This is a genomic window from Martelella mangrovi, from assembly GCF_040545495.1.
GTDB lineage: Bacteria > Pseudomonadota > Alphaproteobacteria > Rhizobiales > Rhizobiaceae > Martelella > Martelella mangrovi.
In genome coordinates this window covers 46,239-63,235 of record NZ_JBEPLY010000011.1, presented here as the reverse complement: position 1 = coordinate 63,235, position 16,997 = coordinate 46,239, and the positions used below count along the sequence as shown (strand labels likewise).

Here is a 16,997-nt window from a genome sequence, read left to right as displayed (position 1 = left end):
CGGCGAAATGGCAGAGGAGCTTTTGCTGAGATGCGCGAATATGCAATCTACGATGTGTTTACGGCGGAACGCTATCACGGCAATCCCCTGGCTGTCGTTTTCGAGGCCGATGGGCTGAGCGATACGGAAATGCAGGCGATCGCTTGCGAATTCAATCTGTCCGAGACGATTTTCCTCTTGTCGGCGCAACATGTCTCGCAGTCTGCTGCAGCACGCATCTTCACGCCGAGCGGCGAACTGCCCTTTGCCGGGCATCCGACGGTCGGCGCGGCTGTCGCGCTTGCCGAACGCCAGCATGGCGGCGATACGGAAATCGATATGGTTTCCGTTCTCGGCGAAAAGATCGGTCCGGTGCGCTGTGCGGTAAAGCTGCGGCAGGACGCGGCGGGCTTTGCCGAATTCGACCTGCCGAAGCTTTCCCGTCGCAGTGACGAAGCCATCGCGCGCGAGAAGCTTGCCGAGGCACTGGGCATAACCGTCGAGGAAATCGGTTTCGAAAACCATGTGCCGACAATCTGGTCGGCCGGTGTGCCGTATGCGTTCATTCCGGTGCGCAATCTCAATGTGATGGAAAAGCTCGATTTCGATCCGCGGCTCTGGCAGTCCTTCACCCCGCTTGTCGACGGTCTGCCGACCTGGGCTTATGCCTATACCCGCGGTGGCGTGCGTCACGATGCCCATTTCCACACGCGCATGTTCGCGGTTGATGCGATCGTCGAGGATCCCGCCACCGGCTCCGCCGCGGCTGCGTTTTCCGGCGCCATCCAGTATTTCGACGCGCCGGGCGAGGGCTCGCACTCCTTCGTCATCGAACAGGGCGTCGAAATGGAGCGGCCCTCCTATATCCGGCTCAATCTTGAAACCGGTGCAAGCGGCGAGGTCGCTGCGGCGCGTATTGGCGGGCAGGCCGTTTGCGTTGCGCGCGGGACCCTGCTTTAGCGCGCTTTGGATCGAAACGGGTTCATTCTGCGGCAGGAACAGGAGGGGGCATTTCCGGCTTTGTAAAGAAAAAGGAATTTGCCCTCGAAAAAATCAAACGGGACGCTGGACAAGCCCGCGAATCCCCGTTATACGCCCCTCACACGACGCGAACGCGCCGTTATCGTGGGTGATTAGCTCAGTTGGTAGAGCAGCTGACTCTTAATCAGCGGGTCGTAGGTTCGAGACCTACATCACCCACCATTTTCTCCTTTAAATTCATTTATTTAAGTCGGTTTGTGACTTTTCTTGTGACTTCATTTGTGACTTTATTTTTCGAAAAAGTCACACGGGGGTCACACAGTCACTAACGCGATGTCAGCCAGGCAATCAGCCCATCCCATCGGGCGACAATCCAGAGAGCGATTGCCAGCAATAACCCGCCCAGCGTCCACAGAAAGCGCCCCAGCGCGCCCGCGCCTTCCACCTTGGCCTTTGTCCTGGCGTAGTCTTCAAGCGTCGGGGCGGCGTCGCTGACCGATTTTTCGACGGATCCGAGACGGTGTTCAATCGCGACCAGCTTCTGGCCCTGTTCTTCCTGCCGGCGGTGCATGCTGCGCCGGCTTGCGGACGCGCGATCCTCGGATGTGACCATCCGTCGATCGACGTTATCAATGCTGTTTTGAAGCTGGTCCATGCGCTTCAGGATCAAGTTTGTGATCTGATCTGTTTCAGACATCGTTACCAGCATCCAAGGCGCTCGCCGGCCGCATCATTGCCGGTGATGTTGTTGAGCGCGGTGCGGTCGGCCTGGGCCAGCGCCACGAAACCGGCCGGGCTAAGGTTATTCTTCACGAAGGGGCCGCACCCGGAGAGTGTCGCACTCTGGCACCCGGCCGCGATGGCGGAAATAGTCAACACAGAGATCGTAAGCAGAAAGCGCCTCGCGTTCAGCATCGTCCTTCACCCTTTCCTTGACCGCATCGAGCGCGGCTTGTGCAATTGCGGCTCTTTCCGCCTCACGGCCCTCCTGACGGGCTTGCGGCAGGAAGAATATGAACATGGCCAGCGCCATCACCGCCGCGCCCACCATGCCGCCTGCGAACGCCGTGAGGCGGGCTTTGATCCAGGCAATCATGTTTTCCACCCGAAGCGCCGTGCAAGCCGCCACCAATAGACCGTGGCGGTGGTGAGCAGCCCGGCAAGAACCGCCTGAACGCCATCGGCAACAGCTGGATCGGTGGTTATGATCCGCTTCACTTCCTCGTTGATCAGGCCGGACGAAACCATCCAGCCGGAAACGATGTAAAGCAGAATGCGCACATAGACGGTCATATCATGCCTCCTTGAGCACGTTGCCGCCGGCATCGATCAGCGGCAGGCTGTCGAAGCCGATCGATTTCGGAAGGGGGTAATCTTTCGGCCAGAAGAAACCGCAATCCTCGGCGCCGGAAAAAGCGCTGACGGGGTAGGGCGAAATCTGAATGCGGTCGTTCTGGTTTGCGCCGAGACAGGCCAGCCGGCCGTCTGTTGTGCGCCCGGCAACATTTGTCACATGGCCGAATGTCGCGCTGCCGGCGCGGCCTTTCACGGCGATTGCGCCAAGCGCCGGTCCATCGAGCTTTATGCCCCAGCCGCGCCCATAGGAACGGGCAAGCCCGGAGCGCGTCGAGCGAAGGCCGGACGTCTCCAGCCAGTAGCCCATCCCGGCTGCGCAATAAGGCGTTTCGTCGTCATACACCGGCTGGCCGATGGCCTTCCAGTATTCCAGGATCAGGGGATTGTGCTGCGCGCCCTTGATCTCGGCTTCGCCAAGATCGACATAGGCATTTTTCAGCCATGGCGGCATGTCGGCCTTGTCGGTCCGGTCGCCGATGATGGTGGAAATCACCGAAAGGATTGCCTGCCAAAGGCCGGTTTCCTCTGTCGTGGCCCCGGCGAACAATGCCGCGCCGGTCTGCGGGCCGACAATGCCATCAACCAGCAATCCGTTTGCCGCCTGAAACTTGCGGATAGCGGCAATCGTCTGCGGTCCCCGGATGCCGTCAACCGGTCCCGGATCGATCCCGCGCGCGGCAAGCGCTGTTTGAACTTCACGTGTGTTGGCCATGCTGACCTCGCCATTGGTTGGACTTGGCGGTCAGTCTAGGCGCGGCGCGGTGCGGTGAACTTCCGGGATGTGCGAATATAACCTTAACTGCTCTTCATCAGTCCGGCCGTTTTCAATGTTGCCAATAGTGAATTATATGCGTTTTTCAGGTCGTCGTTGGTAGGGGTGCCAGAGAGAGGTGCGATGTTTGTAGCCTTCTTGAGTGAAACCCATCCGCCGGCCCCATCCGCCACCCTGATTTCTTCGTCGCTTGCTGCAAACTGGCCAAGCACGGATGTACCTAGGGCACTTGCGATAGGTAGCTGATTACCGACGTGTCGTGCATTGCCGCCATAGATCAGCCGGAACGTGCCGTCCGTGCCGTAAGCAAGGCCACCCGCCATGCCGGTCAGCCAGCCAGACGGCGGCGCTGAAATATTGACCGGTACCAGCTTGAGAGCGCCCATATACCGGCCCATTTTGGTCGTATAGTCGTCATTCTCATCATCTTCGGAGATCAGGTATGTGTTGGTAGAACCTACACGATAATAGGCGATTTCCCGGCCGCTATCGTGAGCGTCCATTTTTGTCTCGGAAAACGGCAAGACATCTTCATAGCCGGATTGATCGTTGCCGAACTGTGCGCGAATGACGCCATTCTGATCTATCACTTGGAAGGATCGATAAAATCGCAGCCATGCATCCAGACCGTTTGCGGTACCGTCGAGGAGAATGCCAGTGTCAAATCCAGTGATATCATTCCGAACAAACCGCGTGCCGAGGCCGAGCATACCGGGCTGTCTGGCCCAAGGTACTTTGTAGTCGCCGCCAAGAATGCCAAACGCAAGCTCAGCATACGAGCGTGTCGGCGCCCCGAAGATATGAACGCCGTACTGTCCTGGATGAACACCAGTGAGACCGTCCGTGACGCCAGCGCCGAACGTATCGACAAGCCATTGCACGTATGCTCGCGCTGTCGCTTCTTTGCCATCAGGCATAAACGGGCCGAACTCATCCACAAAATCCATGACGCAACCTTCTGCCTGCGCCTGCGCAATCAAAGTGCGCCAAACCTCCATGCCACGAAGAACAGAATTATTCGAACTTTCGGATGTCAGCGGAAAGCCTGAAAAGACGGTAACGTCCGGGCGGTTATCAAGGCCCTTAAAGATGTTTACCATCATGGGTGCGTAGGTTGAGACCCAAGGTGTCGGATCATCTTCCGGGTCATCCTGGTACCCTTCGGGCCGCTCGCTCTCGCGGGCGGACCAGGTGACCCAATCAGGTGCCAATTCGTTCAGGACAAACCGGAAATTGTCCCGTGCCTGCGCGTATTCAAATGCATCATTGAGGTCGAGGCCGCCCCTCGAAAGGAACGAGAAATACAGGATTTCATCGTCATTGTTGACATAGTATTTCAGGACAATATCAACATCACCGGTGACGAGAAAACGACACTCATTGCTGTTGGTCAGTCGTGCAGGTGCTGTGTAAGTGTATCGGGCAACCTCGCCAGGCGTGCCAACTGATGTGTCGATCACATCGCCAACGGGCGTACCGTCAACGGTAACCTGAAAGGTGCCACCTGCCGCGTCAACCAGATAGTAAAAATGAATTTCATCCATCGTAGGCTTCGCGCCGCCAGAATATAGCCGGAACTCACCATCGGAATGCCGGTAAATGCTCGATGTGCGATACCAGAGCGTATAATCCGTTCGCTGCGTGCGCGTTCCAGAGATGGGCGTGTTTTCATCGAACTGCGTGGTAGGGTATGGGCTACCTGTGTAATCGCCGACCTTCTCTTGCTGTGGATTTTTCACACGCAGCATGCCTTGCAGCATCGGCATGATTATCCAATGCGGCGATCCGTTGATACTGTCAAATAACGGCGCGATCTTTACCGGTCCAACTGCCTCACCGCCTACTTTCCTGATTACCTTTTCCATTGTACGGGGAAGGCCACGCGATGCGGTTGCCTGTTGCAAACCACGTTTAACCGCCTCACGGCCCGGCCCTGTCAGCACCACCGGACCCAGAAAAGCAGCCTCGCCGCTGTCATAGATATAGCCGGTTGCCACACCGAATTGGCTGCTGTCGGAAAGCACCAGAACAGTATCATCATCAGCCCACGTCTCAGATGCGGCGTTGAAGGCCTCAAGCGTCGGATAGCTGTAAGCAAAGGCATTGAACTGGACGGCCGCAAGCACCTGATCGCGCGCCTGTTCTGTGGCTGTCTGGACGGCAAGCGAGGCAGTCAAGCTAGCGGAGGCCTGATCCTTGAAACCTTCAGCCTTGGCGGAATGATGTTTGGCAGAATACTTCCCCGGTTCAACAGGATCATTTTCCGGGTTTTCGGCCCACTGCTGGGCCTTGTCTTCCGCTTCTTGCGCGGCTTGCTTGTTCTGCGCGGATGCGGTGTCGCTCGCCTTGGCCTTGATGGCATGATGCTTTGACGAATACTGGCCCGGCTCGACCTCGGCATTTTCCGGGTTTTCCGCCCATTGTTCGGCCTTGTCGCGCGCGGCCAGGATCGCAGCCTTCTCGCCTGCAAGATAGTCGAGGTTCGGGCCGGATTTGACGACGCCGTTGTCGAGGAACAGGAAATGGTTGTCTTCCACATCCTTGTCGAAGGTTGCGCCGGTCTCGCCGTATTCCGCCTTGACGGCGCGGTCGCGGTCGCGGGAAAGCTCCTGGGCGATCATGGTCAGCCGGTCGAATTCGCTGTCGATCGTGGCAGAGGAAAAGCGGCCGTTCTTGACGATCGAAGACAGTCGCTCAAGCAGGGCCTCGCCCGCAACCAGAATGCGGTCGCCGGCGGTGCGGCCGGCATCAAAGGTCAGCGTGCCGCCGCTGGGGTTGCCGGCGCCGGTGATGGTGTAGCCGGAAGCGATCGGCTGAAACAGCCCGTCAACCTCGTAGCCGACCGAAATATCGAGGTCGGACTGAAACACGAAGGGGATGGCGAATGCCGTCTGTCCTGCGCTTGCGGTATAAACCGCCCAGCGCGGCACTTCGTTGATCGGCAGAACAGTGCTCATGAAAAGACCCCGGAAGTTAAGACCGGGGCCAGTTTTTCATGTGGGGGATGTGGTCAACCGTTCAGGCGCTGTTCCTCAGCCTCGCGGGCGGCCAGTGCCAGGCTTTCGCTGGCATCCGAGCAATCGTCCACATTGTCGATCATCATGTAGAACATGGTGTTCATCTCGCCTTTCAGCATCTTGAAGTCGTTGCCGTTGCAGCTTTCGGAGACGTAAAGCACGATCTTGGCGAGCGCGCGCAGATTGACGAGGCTGTTGTCCAGCCGGGCAAGAATGTCTTCGGAAGTCTCGTTTTCGATATAGTCGGTCATAGGTTCTGTCCCTTGTAAGAGTTAAACCAGACCACCCCTGCTAACGGGTGGCCGGGCAGTAACGGGTTAGCAGACCGGCCTACAAGGACACCGGCAGGGCAAAGCCCTCCCGTTACGCCCGACCATAAAAAAACGCGCCACAAAAGGCGCGCCGGACGCCTCGTAGTTCCCAACCCGCTGCTAACCGGGGCTTCCCCTTTTGCGAGAAGCGTGATTAGGTTGCGGGAGGTTTGGGCGTTTGTCAATGGGGGTAAGAAATGCTGGTACTCGCCGCTGTTAATCTTGTGCTTGGGCTCGTTCCACGCCCTTGGTGGTGGGGTGGCATCGTAGCCTTTGCTTCATCTGGTTTAAGCATTTATCTGTCTGAAAAAGTCGATGTATGGCGGACAGAAGCGCGGCTAGCGCAGATGCAAATCAACGATATTTTATTGAATATGATCGTGAGTTTCGTGGTTGTTTTTGCCGCTTATTTTGTCGGGTACGGTCTGAGAAAAATTATGGATCGCAAGCAGAAACACTAAAACGAAAAGTTCAAAACATGTTTCAGGATTTTGCGCATATTGCCATTTTTAAAATGGCCGATCTCGTGGCCTATGTGCTGGGCGGGATTTTATATATCGGTTATTTTTTGGGGTCACTCGCTCTGTCGATCTATGTCGGGAAGATAGTCTACGATCATATCAACGTGCCTGTCGTGAGGCTGGTCATCGCTATTATCCTTGGCGTTTGGATCAATATGGTGATGTACGCAGCGCAAGTTCCAACTGCCGTGACTTTCATTCGTGCAGCTGAAATGTCTGAGCTTGATTAACCGCCGCCACCAGCCGCCGCACCAACATCTGGCCCGCGCTCTGGCCGCATCTCGCCGGGCTTCCACCAGAATTCCTGCCCGAATTCACGCTCATAGAAGCGCTGCTTGCGCTTGAATGCCTTATTGGCTTCCGGGTCCATCAGATATTGCATCTGGTCGAACAGGATCCGTTCCCATGCCAGTCGCCAGTACCAGATCGTCGATCCCGGCGTATTGGAGCGCAGGAAGCGGTTCAGCTCGCGGCCGAATTTGGTATCCTCGCCGCTGGCAAGCTGGATGGCATTGCCGCCCGTGAGGTTCCAGAGATTATTGGCGCGCTCGACCACCGGCCCGGCCAGTGTGGTCGAAAACCCGCCGCCATAGCGGTTGACGTTGGAAAACAGGAAATCGCCGTAAATGCCCAGCCCGCCGCCCTGGAGCATGGCCGCGCCCCAGAATGCCGGGTCGCTCATGTCCTGCGGGTCGCGGCCGGCCGCCATCTGTTTCAGCTGATAGGCCAGTCCGCCGAAAAGCGTGGTCGAGATCAGCAGCGAGCCGGCATAGGCCGCGCCCTTGGCCGGATTATCGCCGACAAGCATGCGGTGCGTGCGTGCGCCGTGCAGCAACATGAACACCGCGCCGAAACTCTTGAACTGCGCGAATGAGCGCAGAACCTCGCCAATGAAGGTGCCGGGCTGGTTCTGGTCCAGCAGCGCCACGCGTGAGCGGTGCGAGCCGGAGGGAATGGCAAATTCCGTCTCGGACTGGATCATTTCCAGATAGCGTTCCGAAAGCCGGTTATCGCCGCTGTCGAACATCTCGTTCGGGCGGATGATCGTTGCGCCGCCCATGTCGTGGCGCTTTGTCTTGCGGATCAGGTTCCAGTCGGTTTCCGTCAGGCCATAGCGGCGCATCGTGTCGCGCAGCGCTGTTGGCAGGGCATCGTAGCCCTTGCCGGCATTTTCGGCGACGGTGCGCATGAAGGCGAGGCCGAAGGCATGGCGCCCCGCCTGCGTCCAGGGCGTCAGGCCGGAATAGGTCAGCACGCGGTCGGCGATGAAGCTGGACCATCCGGGGCCGTCCAGCGTGCCGACATAGCGCGCCTGGGCGTGAAACACATGCATGGCATTGTCGAGGATCAGGCCGGACGCAATCGCCTCCTGCCGGGTCTGCTTGCCCATGGCCTTGATGACATCGCTCAAAACGCCCCGCGCATTCATGCCGGCAAACTTGCGGGAAATCATCGTGGTGCCGATATCGGAAATGGCGGAGATCGTTGCCGAGCCGAGAACGCTTGCCGTGATCAGGCTGCGCGCGGCCGCCATGCCGGATGCCCATTTGCCGCTGACCGGCGTTTGCAGGGTGCCACGGATCGATCCCCACACCGCATCGATTTTGCGGTTAATGCCCTTGGCGCGGTCAAGCGCGCCCTCGGGCTTTCCGGCAAAGCGGGCAGGGCGGCCGGCGGCCTTTTCCGCCGCCTGTTTGGTCACGGCCTGTTTCAGCCATTCGATTGTGCCGTTCGGGTTCGGCCCGAGAATTTCCATGGCGGATATATCGCGGGCCATCATGTTGATATGGCCCATCATCGCGCCGAAGGCATCGCCGCCACCGCCGTATTGCCGCTGGTACTCAAGCCAGCTATCGGCATTGCGAAACACCAGAAAGCGGTGCTCGCCATGCTGGTTGGCAAGCGCGCCCCGGCCGAAGGGCTGGCGCTTGGGTTCCATCTTGTTCCAGCCTTCGGTGGCAATATTGGTCCAGATATCGGTCAGCACGTCGTCAAGGTCTTCCGGGTCCACCGTCTTGCCGGTCAGCGGGTGTTTCATCCGGGCAACGTCCAACAGCGGGGTTATGTCCTGCTTCCACTTTTCGAGGCCCATCTTGCGCAGGGCCCGCGCATCGTGGTGCTGGGGCAGGCCCCAGTTTTCCAGCCGGCCGATTGCGCCGCCGGCGGCATTGAAGCGCTGGCGCAGCCAGTCGGCCGTCTCGTTCCAGACCTTGGCAAAGTGCTTGGCCGCCGCATCGCCGGTATCCTCGCCAAAGCTCTCGCGCAAGACATTGTCGAGGTCCGCCTTGTTATGGCGCGCGGTATCCCCCAGCAGGGCAGAGCGGCGGAAATGGTAAAGCGCATCTTCCATGCGTGCATGCGCCATGCCGATGATGGTGCGCTGCCGCCCGGCAACGGAGGCAAAGCCGGACGATCCGAAATGTTCCAGCTTGTCCAGCGCCGCCTCACCGACATCGAATTCACCGCGGGCATTCCTGTGGCTGCCAAGATCGGCCGCAAGGCGGTTGATAGATTTGATTGAAAGCTTGGCCTTCCGTTTCTGGTGGGCGCTCTGGGCGCGCAGCATTTCGGCAAGGGCCTTCTTGGCCTCGGCATCGGCCGTCACCTCGGAGGCGGAAGCGTGGCGGCGGCGCAGCTTGTCGAATTCGCGCCCGAGTTTCTTGGCGTCGTCATCGGACAGCAGGTTTTCGTCAACGGCCTTTTTCAGGCAATCTTGCAGGCTCATAGCGGGCAGGCCTCCACAATCCGCGCGGCGCGGTCAATGCGTTCCAGTTCGTCATTCAGCGCGGCAATCGTCACCGGCCCTTCATCGTCAAAGAACGGGATTTCCATGTCTTCCGGCACATCGCCGATTTCGCGCCGGGAAATCAGGTCTTCCTTGTCGATCACGCGCGGATCGTCCAGCCCGCCGGAAATCTCGTCTTCGGGAAAGAATGCTTCCTGCGGCAGGTCATCAGCGCCGGCATCGGCTGGCCGGGCGTCCGGCGCTTCCAGCGTCCGGGCCAGTGCATCGCGCGCGGGCAGGTTTTCGGAAACGGCGCGCTCGGCCGCGCGGATGATCACGGCATCGTCAACACCGGGACCGGCGTCGGCAATGATATCGTGCACCAGGCCTTCCACCGCGCGGCGTTCGGTGTCGGCGGCCGGCTGTGCCGTCTGTGTGCGGCTGGCATTGTCCAGCGCGTCCAGCAGGTCGCCGATCGTGCTTTTCTCCGCCGCCTGGTCGGCCGTGCCATAGAGATGATCGAAATAACCGGCCTCTGCCGCTGCCAGGCGGGCATTGTCCAGCGTGTCGCCGCCCTCGCGCACCAGCCGGCCCACAAACGGCCGGGCGGCCTTGTCGAGGCCGAGCGCGGCCATCTCGCCCTTGTAATCCTTCACGCCGCCGCGCCGCATCAGAAATTCGTCGATCGGCTGTTCGGCTGTGCGCGCCGGCGCTGTGGTTTCCGGCGCAAGCTGATCGACAATGCGCCTGACCTGTTCCGTGTCCGGTTCGAAGCGGAAAGGGCGGTTTTCCTGCGCGGCGGCAATGGCGTTTGCGCTCACGCTGTCGTGATAGGCGCTACGGGCCGCCGGCGGCTTCTGGTTGCCGAAAAGCCGTTCGCCTTCCAGCGCATCGAGCGCGCCGCGCGCCTCGGCCGGCAGGTTTGCGCGCATCGGCTCCAGCACGGCCGCTGCCGCCTCGCGGTCGCCGGCAAGCGCCCGCCGGCTGGCTTCCGGCGTTGCGGGATCGTTCGCCAGCGCCCGCCTTGCGGCCGCGCGCGCCTCGGCACTGCGGCCAAGGGCGGCAAGGCCTTCCGCACCGGCACGGCCGGCGCCGCCCAGCGCCGCGCCGAAAAGCCCGGCAAAGGCCACGTTTTTTGCAGCCTCGCCCCAGCCGCTTTCCAGCCCGGCCTCCGCGCGCCAGCGCTGCACGAAAGGTTCGGTTGCCGTTTGCACAGCCGCATTTACCAGTGCTTCCGATGCCGCCGTGGTGAGAATGCGCCCGGTCACGGTGCGGGCAGCACCCGCGCCGCCGCCGAAGACAAGCGCACCGGTCTGGATCGGGTCGTTGAACATGGCGCCGGCGCGGCCGCCAAACATCGCCAGCCATTTCGCAGGCCCGCGCGCGGCGGCAAAGGTTTTCGCCGCTTCCTCGTCCATGTTGCGCGCCAGCGCCTTCGCATCATCCTCGACCGGTTCGCCCGCGCGGATCACGTCGGCCGCCTCCGGGTGGCGCTTCTCCATCGCAGTCAACCAGTCATTGAAGCCAGCGGCGGAACGCGCATATTCGCGCGCCTCGAATTCGGCGCGGTCGCGGCCGGGGCGATAGCGCCCGGGGCGCGTCGTGAACGGGTTCACATGGGTCTCGCCTGTGGCGTCACGAATGGCGGCAATGCGCTCGTCATAGGCGCGTGTCAGCGCATAGGAACGCGAATTGATATTGTCCGTCAGTTTGCCCGCTTCGAATTGCGAGCGCACCACGTCTTCCAGCGTGGAATAGCCCTGTGCCACAGATCGCGGCCGGAACGGGTCGGCCTCGTAGAGATACATACTCATTGGTTTCTCCGGGCGCGGCGGGCGGCCGTCGGCGCGCGCGGCGGCTGTCCGGTGGCGGGTGGTGAAATCTCCGGCGGTGCGGTTTCGGCCGGCGCTGTTTCCGTTGCTGGCGGCACGATTACGGTCTCGGCCGCGCGCCGGCCGCGCCGTGTCATTTCGTAGCGCGTTTCCGTCCGCGCCTCGATGTCGGCCAGCTGGCGGATATCCAGCAACCAGGCATCGCCCTCCGGCGTCACCAGATATTGCGGATCGTCGGAAAGCGGATCGTGCAGCGCCACCCGGTAAAGCCCGTCATCCACACCGACAAGCCGGGCATTGCGAATATCGGAAAGCGGGATATCGAATTCGCCGGTCTCGATTGGCGGCAGGGCATCGAGCTGCAATTGCGTAAGATCGGAAAGCAGTTCCTGCGGCCGCGTCTTTTCCATGTCGGAGGGCACGACAACCATGGCGCCGTTGACCTCGCCAAGCCCGCCGAACTGGCGACCCTGCACCGTGCGCCCGCCGGCGACGCGATCGAGGATTTTCAGATAGGTTTCGTTCGCCACCGTTCCGCCCTCGTCGATCTCGGAAGGATCGAAGCCCTGTTCATTGGCGGATTTCTCGAACAGGATCGCCGCCGTCTGCAGCACGGCCGATTGCAGTTTCGGCTGATGCGCGAAGGCGGTGCCAAGCGCGGGCAGGGCAATCGCCGTCTGGTCTGCCTGCGACGGCATCTTGACCGTGAACACCTTCTCGTTTTTCAGCGTCAGCGCGCGCGAAACCTCATCGACAATCGTGGCGTCGCCCGTCGTCAGAGAAAGCGCGGAGGCATGCGCAATCACCGGCGCCTGGTCGGAAAGCTCGGCCAGGATCGGCACGGCCCTGTCGCCCAGCGTATCGATCAGCGTGGCGGAAAAACCGGAAATCGCATCCGGGTTGCGCATCAGCGTTTCCGAAAGCCGCGCCTGTTCGCCGGGCAGGAAGAAAGGCACCGGCTGCTCGTAGATGGTGGAAACCTGATTGCGCTGCAGCTGGCGCTGGGAAAGCGACGTGGCCAGCGCCTCGGCGCTGGTCGGATCGATGGCCGTGACCTCGATCAGCCCGGCGCGTCCGGCCTGGCCGAGCGGGTCCGTGGCGCGTTCCTTCAACAGATCGTCGGCATGCTTGGCGGCGGCGGCAAAAACTTCCTGTTTGGCGGCGTAGCCGGCGCTGCCGGCGCTGGCGTCCGTCTCGTCTTTCAGCGTCTGCAGCCGTGCGGCGATTTCCGTTTCGCTTTCGGCGTCCATGTTGCGGGTGGCGTCGTATATCTGCCGTGCCTGTTTGCGGGCGCGGTTCCATTCAACGGCCGCCTCCGGCCCGAGAAATTGTTCAACCGTGGCCGCATCAAGCCCGGTTTCGGCCGGGTCAAGCCCCTTGCCGTTTTCGGCCATGCTGGCGATATCGTCGGCGACAAGCCCTTGCAGTTGCGCGGCGCGTGAGCGGAATGCGTTCTTTTCCGCATTCGTCATGTCGGTGGCGTCACGCTGCAGCATCTCGCTGAGCGCAGTGATTTCGCCCATCATCCGGTTGCCGTATTCGCCGATCGACGGATCGTTTTCGAGCCATTTGTCAACGAGGCTGACGGCAAAGGCTTCCTTTTCCTGCGGGCCGGGCAGGGCGTCATAAACGCCCTGGATGCGCGCGCGGGATGCCGTGATGGCAACGTCTTCCTTGAGCTTTTCGCCCTCGGCCGGCGAAATCGTGTTGTTGGCAACGGCCTGGTCGATCGATGCCTGCGCCCGATAAACCATCTGGCCGACAACCTCGTCGCCGTCGCCATTGGCGCCGTAGCCATAGGCCTGCCGCTCGACATTCACCTGCACGGCGGCGATGCCGTCGGTAAAGGCAACTTTTTCCTCGTCTTTCAGGCGGCGGCCATAATTGGCGGTGATCTGCTGCTGATATCCGAGCGCGCGCTGGGTGATGTTCTGCTGCAAGGCCTCGCGCAGCTGCGGATCGGCAAAGGCGGGGTCCTCAAGATAGCGCGCCTGTATCTGGTCCACAGCGGCATTGAAGCCTGCCGGATCGTCCTGAAAATCCTGCTGTGCCTGAAACAGATCGTTGGAAACGCCGGCCTGCACGCGCCAGAGATAAGCCGATTGCGCCGCCCGGTCATAGGCATCGCCGGCAATTGTGCCATCACGGCGCAGCTGCAGCGGTGCGGTGTTGATCTGGCGTGAAGGGTCGAAAGCGGGCGCCGTCGTTCCCGTGCCGCCGCGCGTGCTGTCGTCTTCAATGTGCCAGTTTTCGTTTCCGAGCGGAAATTTCAGCCCATAGGCCGGCGCATTCTCATGCAGCCACGAAACCACGTTCTGCGGGGCCTTGCTGAGCGACTGGCCGTTATAGGCAACATCCATCGCCTTGCCGTGATTGTGCTGGCTCTTGCCGGGCGGCGCCACCCATTTGCGTGCGGCCTCGGCCGAACCGTATTTGACAAGCGCATCCTGCCACAGCCGCGCCTGGTGATCTACCGATCGATAGCCGGAATACATACCCAGTCCGGCGCGAATTTCTTCCGGCGCGGCCTGAAACAGGTTCGCCACCTTGATCGCGAAATTGTCGTCAAGGCCTTCGGTGTGGCTTGCCGCCTTGTTGGAAACGCCCTGCAGGAATTGCTTTGCCGCGATCGGGTCGCCGCTCACGGGGCTGTATTTGACGCCGCCTGAAGGATAACGCGCGTTATATGCCTGCTCGCCAGATTTCAGGCCCTTATCGGTGTAGGCCCTTTGCGCCGCCCCCTCCGCCAGCGCGGTCAGCCGCTCGGAAAGTGAGCCAGCAAGATTGGCGAGCGCGGCGGATGCGCCGCCATTTCCGGCAACGGCGGAAGGCACGCCGGAGCCGGCGCGGCCCTGGGCTTCAAGGCGTCTGATCGGTGACATGGTCAGGCCCCCAGTCTGGCAATGTTAAAGGCCGTGTTGCCACCCGTTTCAAGCGCGGCAAGAAGCCCCTTTGTTTGGGCTTGTCCGGCGCCGCGCCTGAGATTGCGCGCCCGTGCGCGATATTGCGCCTGGACGAATTCACTGTCGCGCCGGTCAATCGTGATCTGATCGGCAGCGTCCCGCGCGGTGCGCTCTGCCTGCGACTGGGCAATGCCGCCCGTCAGATCGACGCCGGCGGCGGCATATTTGTTTTTCGTCTCGCCAAGGATCGATGCCATTTCGCGGCGGATGCGGTTCTGGCGTTGCTGGGCGTCAAGGCGTTCCTGCCCTGCTTGCAGGTTGGCCTCATCTGCCTGCGCCCGCAAAACCTGCGCCTCGGCGCGGCCGGCGCCGATCTGCCCGAGCGCGGAAATCCCAGAAAGCAGCGTCATGCCGGTTTTAAGCGTCGCAAGACTGCCGAGACCGGTTGCTGCAGCTCCTGCTCCTGCCCCCGCCGCTGTTGCCGCCGTGGTTGCGGCAGCCGCACCGCCGCCCGAGAACAAACCCGCAATTGCCGAAAACGCTGCTTCCATGGAAAGCTCCCCTAAAGTGCAGCCTCAAACGTAATCGAGCGCACGTTCAGTCTACCCGGCCGAACCTGCGAGACCGTCACAAAGGGTTTGTCGGCATAGCCGCGCAGACCGGTAATCTTGATTTCGCCGGTAAAGCCCTGGTTTAATTCACCGACATCGGCCAGCATGCCGTAGCGCATCAGGTTGACCTCCCTGAGCTGGCCGTTGTTGGTGCCGACGGCCACGCTTGTCGTATCCGATAGTGATAGATGAACCGTGTGTATCCGTGCGCGACGCTTTATCACCCGACCGCCGCCGACCTCACGCAAAGGAGGCAACGTCTTGACGATCGGCGGAGACCATGTGCCGACGGTTGCAGCGGAAACCGCGATCGGCAGCGTCAGCGCACCGCCGGAAACCGTGTAAGGGCCGAAAACATTGCCGTCCGCGATCACCCACACGGAAACGCCGTTGAAACGCGAAAGGCCGCTGATCGTTGCCGACGGACTGCCAAATGAAAAGTCGCTGGCATCGTCCAGCAACAGCCCTTCCTCAATGCGCTGCAGGCTGCGCGCGCCGTTGCGATCGGTGATGAAGGAAAGTTCGTTGCGGCCATTGACGGCCGCCGCCCGGAAGGTCATTCCGGCGCTGGTCATGCGCGAATAGGCCATAACCTCCTGCTCGCGCAGGATCGTTGCGAGGCGTGCCCCGTTTTTTTCTGTAATTACCGCTTGCAGATTGGCCGTGTTGTCGGACGTTGCCCGTCGCATGGCCATATCTCGCACACCCTCTTTCAAAAGGTGTGGCGCCAGCAGCGAAATATTGGAAGATAGGAAATTGCCGTTGGCGTCGGTAGAGTAAAACTCGCCAAAAGAAGACCGGTTATTATAAAGATAAACGGTCGCGCCTTCGTTTTCCACCGGCCGCACGCCGCGCGCCACCCCATTGCGCGACCCTTGCACATGGTTCGGTGCTTCGTTACGGGAAAGGCCGCGTTGTGATATCCAGTATTCGGCTTTGTTGGTGAATAGCTGCAAATATAGCCCCTGGACGAGGTGTTCTATTTTTTCGCCGCCGCTTGCATCCATCGGCACAAGTGCTGGCCCGTCATCCTCGGTAAAACGGTTGTTGAACTCGAAATAATCCGCCTGGCGGCTCATCATCCAGGCGTGAGGAAGCGCTTTAAAACCACCCATAAGCAGGCGCTGATTGTAGAACGCTCCGCATTGCGGCCAGCCTTTATCCGCGGAAATCACCGGCTCGCCGGGCGCAACGCCGACGGTATCCTTGACCGAAACAATCGCGGCATCGGCCTTGTTCACGACCTTTCCGGAAACCGCCCAGCTGTCGCCCTCATTGCCTTCGCCACTGAAGGTGATTGATATCTTGTTTGACGATGGCGAGGATACGGCAAAACCGGAGGAAATATTCGGCAGATCGTTCAGCGCGGTCTCGATCGCGGAAACCAGCGTCGGCATGTCGCTTTTGTATGTGATCGAGAACGTTTCCTGCTGGGAAACAGTCAGCGTGAAAATCGACGTGTCATTTTGCAGGCCGACAAATTCAAGTGTCCAGACGGCTGCGACCCCGTTTGTGTAGGTGCCGCCATAATCCCAGCTCGGCAGGTTTTCGAGCGGGGCCGTGTCCACCACCCAGCCGCTATCCGTCAGCCGGATGCGCTTTGGCTCCATATCGCGGTGAAAAAGCAGCATCGTGTCGAAGCGCTGCGCGTCTGTCACCTCGGAAAGAACGCCGGAAAGACCGGAAACCGTGATATCGGCGGTTTTGGCCGATGCGCCCCACACTTCTCCGGCATCACCGGCAAAAACGATATCATAAGCGCCGCCCTGCGAGCTTTCGAACGGGAAAATCCGGTCGGCGGTGGCGGGCAGGGCGCCGACATGACGCAGGCCTGGACGCAACGTAAAACCGCCTTGCGGTGCAATGGTGATATTTTCGGCGTGTTTGAGGCCGGTTCCGTAATATTTGAGCCGGGTGCGCTCCTCCAGCTTTGGGTCCAGTTCGCCGGCGGTAAAGGCGGCCTGTGTATCGCCCGGACTTGAAACCATG

14 protein-coding genes and 1 tRNA gene are annotated in these 16,997 nt (G+C 60.6%); 4 read left to right on the top strand and 11 right to left on the bottom strand.

Annotated elements, in window-relative coordinates; genetic code table 11:
- Positions 1-30: 30 nt before the first annotated feature.
- Positions 31-939 (top strand): PhzF family phenazine biosynthesis protein, encoded by a 909-nt coding sequence (locus tag ABID12_RS15000; protein WP_354434927.1) that lies wholly within the window; start codon positions 31-33, stop codon positions 937-939.
- A 167-nt stretch (positions 940-1,106) separates the two neighbouring features.
- A tRNA-Lys gene (locus tag ABID12_RS14995) sits at positions 1,107-1,182 on the top strand.
- A gap of 103 nt (positions 1,183-1,285) precedes the next feature.
- Here ABID12_RS14995 and ABID12_RS14990 read toward each other — a convergent pair.
- From ABID12_RS14990 to ABID12_RS14965, 6 genes are all read right to left on the bottom strand, one after another.
- Complete coding sequence (locus ABID12_RS14990; protein WP_354434926.1) at positions 1,286-1,657, bottom strand: DUF1515 family protein; 372 nt, start codon at positions 1,655-1,657, stop codon at positions 1,286-1,288.
- Between the two features lie 105 nt (positions 1,658-1,762).
- A complete protein-coding gene (locus tag ABID12_RS14985; protein ID WP_354434925.1) occupies positions 1,763-2,056 on the bottom strand; it encodes a hypothetical protein in 294 nt (97 codons plus the stop codon).
- The gene (locus tag ABID12_RS14980; RefSeq protein ID WP_354434924.1) at positions 2,053-2,253 is read right to left on the bottom strand and encodes a hypothetical protein; all 201 of its coding nucleotides are present in this window, start codon (positions 2,251-2,253) and stop codon (positions 2,053-2,055) included. The genes ABID12_RS14985 and ABID12_RS14980 overlap by 4 nt, the downstream gene beginning before the upstream one ends.
- Position 2,254: 1 nt before the next feature.
- Positions 2,255-3,028 (bottom strand): NlpC/P60 family protein, encoded by a 774-nt coding sequence (locus ABID12_RS14975; RefSeq protein WP_354434923.1) that lies wholly within the window; start codon positions 3,026-3,028, stop codon positions 2,255-2,257.
- A gap of 83 nt (positions 3,029-3,111) precedes the next feature.
- Positions 3,112-6,045, bottom strand: coding sequence for a hypothetical protein (locus tag ABID12_RS14970; protein WP_354434922.1), 2,934 nt, complete (start codon positions 6,043-6,045; stop codon positions 3,112-3,114).
- A 53-nt stretch (positions 6,046-6,098) separates the two neighbouring features.
- Positions 6,099-6,356 carry a hypothetical protein gene (locus ABID12_RS14965; RefSeq protein WP_354434921.1) on the bottom strand — a complete coding sequence of 86 codons (258 nt, stop codon included), beginning with the start codon at positions 6,354-6,356 and terminating at the stop codon, positions 6,099-6,101.
- Between the two features lie 257 nt (positions 6,357-6,613).
- Here ABID12_RS14965 and ABID12_RS14960 point away from each other — a divergent pair, with 257 nt between their 5' ends.
- A complete protein-coding gene (locus ABID12_RS14960; protein ID WP_354434920.1) occupies positions 6,614-6,877 on the top strand; it encodes a hypothetical protein in 264 nt (87 codons plus the stop codon).
- A gap of 17 nt (positions 6,878-6,894) precedes the next feature.
- A complete protein-coding gene (locus ABID12_RS14955; protein ID WP_354434919.1) occupies positions 6,895-7,167 on the top strand; it encodes a hypothetical protein in 273 nt (90 codons plus the stop codon).
- Here the strand turns inward: ABID12_RS14955 and ABID12_RS14950 are convergent.
- Genes ABID12_RS14950 through ABID12_RS14930 form a run of 5 tightly spaced genes read right to left on the bottom strand, consistent with a single transcriptional unit; the run spans position 7,164 to position 16,996 of the window.
- Complete coding sequence (locus ABID12_RS14950; protein ID WP_354434918.1) at positions 7,164-9,662, bottom strand: hypothetical protein; 2,499 nt, start codon at positions 9,660-9,662, stop codon at positions 7,164-7,166. The two genes, ABID12_RS14955 and ABID12_RS14950, sit on opposite strands and share 4 nt — an antisense overlap.
- Entirely contained in the window at positions 9,659-11,476 is a 1,818-nt protein-coding gene (locus tag ABID12_RS14945; RefSeq protein ID WP_354434917.1) for a hypothetical protein, read from the bottom strand. Before ABID12_RS14945 ends, ABID12_RS14950 begins: the two co-directional genes overlap by 4 nt.
- Positions 11,473-14,376 carry a M15 family metallopeptidase gene (locus ABID12_RS14940; protein WP_354434916.1) on the bottom strand — a complete coding sequence of 968 codons (2,904 nt, stop codon included), beginning with the start codon at positions 14,374-14,376 and terminating at the stop codon, positions 11,473-11,475. Before ABID12_RS14940 ends, ABID12_RS14945 begins: the two co-directional genes overlap by 4 nt.
- Positions 14,377-14,378: 2 nt before the next feature.
- Positions 14,379-14,948, bottom strand: coding sequence for a hypothetical protein (locus ABID12_RS14935; RefSeq protein ID WP_354434915.1), 570 nt, complete (start codon positions 14,946-14,948; stop codon positions 14,379-14,381).
- Positions 14,949-14,959: 11 nt separating this feature from the next.
- Positions 14,960-16,996, bottom strand: a complete 2,037-nt coding sequence (locus tag ABID12_RS14930) for a phage tail protein (RefSeq protein WP_354434914.1) — start codon at positions 16,994-16,996, stop codon at positions 14,960-14,962.
- Position 16,997 lies beyond the last annotated feature (1 nt).

Coding starts and splice junctions, on each gene's coding strand:
- ABID12_RS14980 (WP_354434924.1), bottom strand. CDS start 2,253: ATGACCGTCTATGTGCGCATTCTGCTTTACATCGTTTCCGGCTGGATG.
- ABID12_RS14950 (WP_354434918.1), bottom strand. CDS start 9,662: ATGAGCCTGCAAGATTGCCTGAAAAAGGCCGTTGACGAAAACCTGCTG.
- ABID12_RS14970 (WP_354434922.1), bottom strand. CDS start 6,045: ATGAGCACTGTTCTGCCGATCAACGAAGTGCCGCGCTGGGCGGTTTAT.
- ABID12_RS14965 (WP_354434921.1), bottom strand. CDS start 6,356: ATGACCGACTATATCGAAAACGAGACTTCCGAAGACATTCTTGCCCGG.
- ABID12_RS15000 (WP_354434927.1), top strand. CDS start 31: ATGCGCGAATATGCAATCTACGATGTGTTTACGGCGGAACGCTATCAC.
- ABID12_RS14985 (WP_354434925.1), bottom strand. CDS start 2,056: ATGATTGCCTGGATCAAAGCCCGCCTCACGGCGTTCGCAGGCGGCATG.
- ABID12_RS14955 (WP_354434919.1), top strand. CDS start 6,895: ATGTTTCAGGATTTTGCGCATATTGCCATTTTTAAAATGGCCGATCTC.
- ABID12_RS14975 (WP_354434923.1), bottom strand. CDS start 3,028: ATGGCCAACACACGTGAAGTTCAAACAGCGCTTGCCGCGCGCGGGATC.
- ABID12_RS14960 (WP_354434920.1), top strand. CDS start 6,614: ATGCTGGTACTCGCCGCTGTTAATCTTGTGCTTGGGCTCGTTCCACGC.
- ABID12_RS14945 (WP_354434917.1), bottom strand. CDS start 11,476: ATGAGTATGTATCTCTACGAGGCCGACCCGTTCCGGCCGCGATCTGTG.
- ABID12_RS14935 (WP_354434915.1), bottom strand. CDS start 14,948: ATGGAAGCAGCGTTTTCGGCAATTGCGGGTTTGTTCTCGGGCGGCGGT.
- ABID12_RS14940 (WP_354434916.1), bottom strand. CDS start 14,376: ATGTCACCGATCAGACGCCTTGAAGCCCAGGGCCGCGCCGGCTCCGGC.
- ABID12_RS14930 (WP_354434914.1), bottom strand. CDS start 16,996: ATGGTTTCAAGTCCGGGCGATACACAGGCCGCCTTTACCGCCGGCGAA.
- ABID12_RS14990 (WP_354434926.1), bottom strand. CDS start 1,657: ATGTCTGAAACAGATCAGATCACAAACTTGATCCTGAAGCGCATGGAC.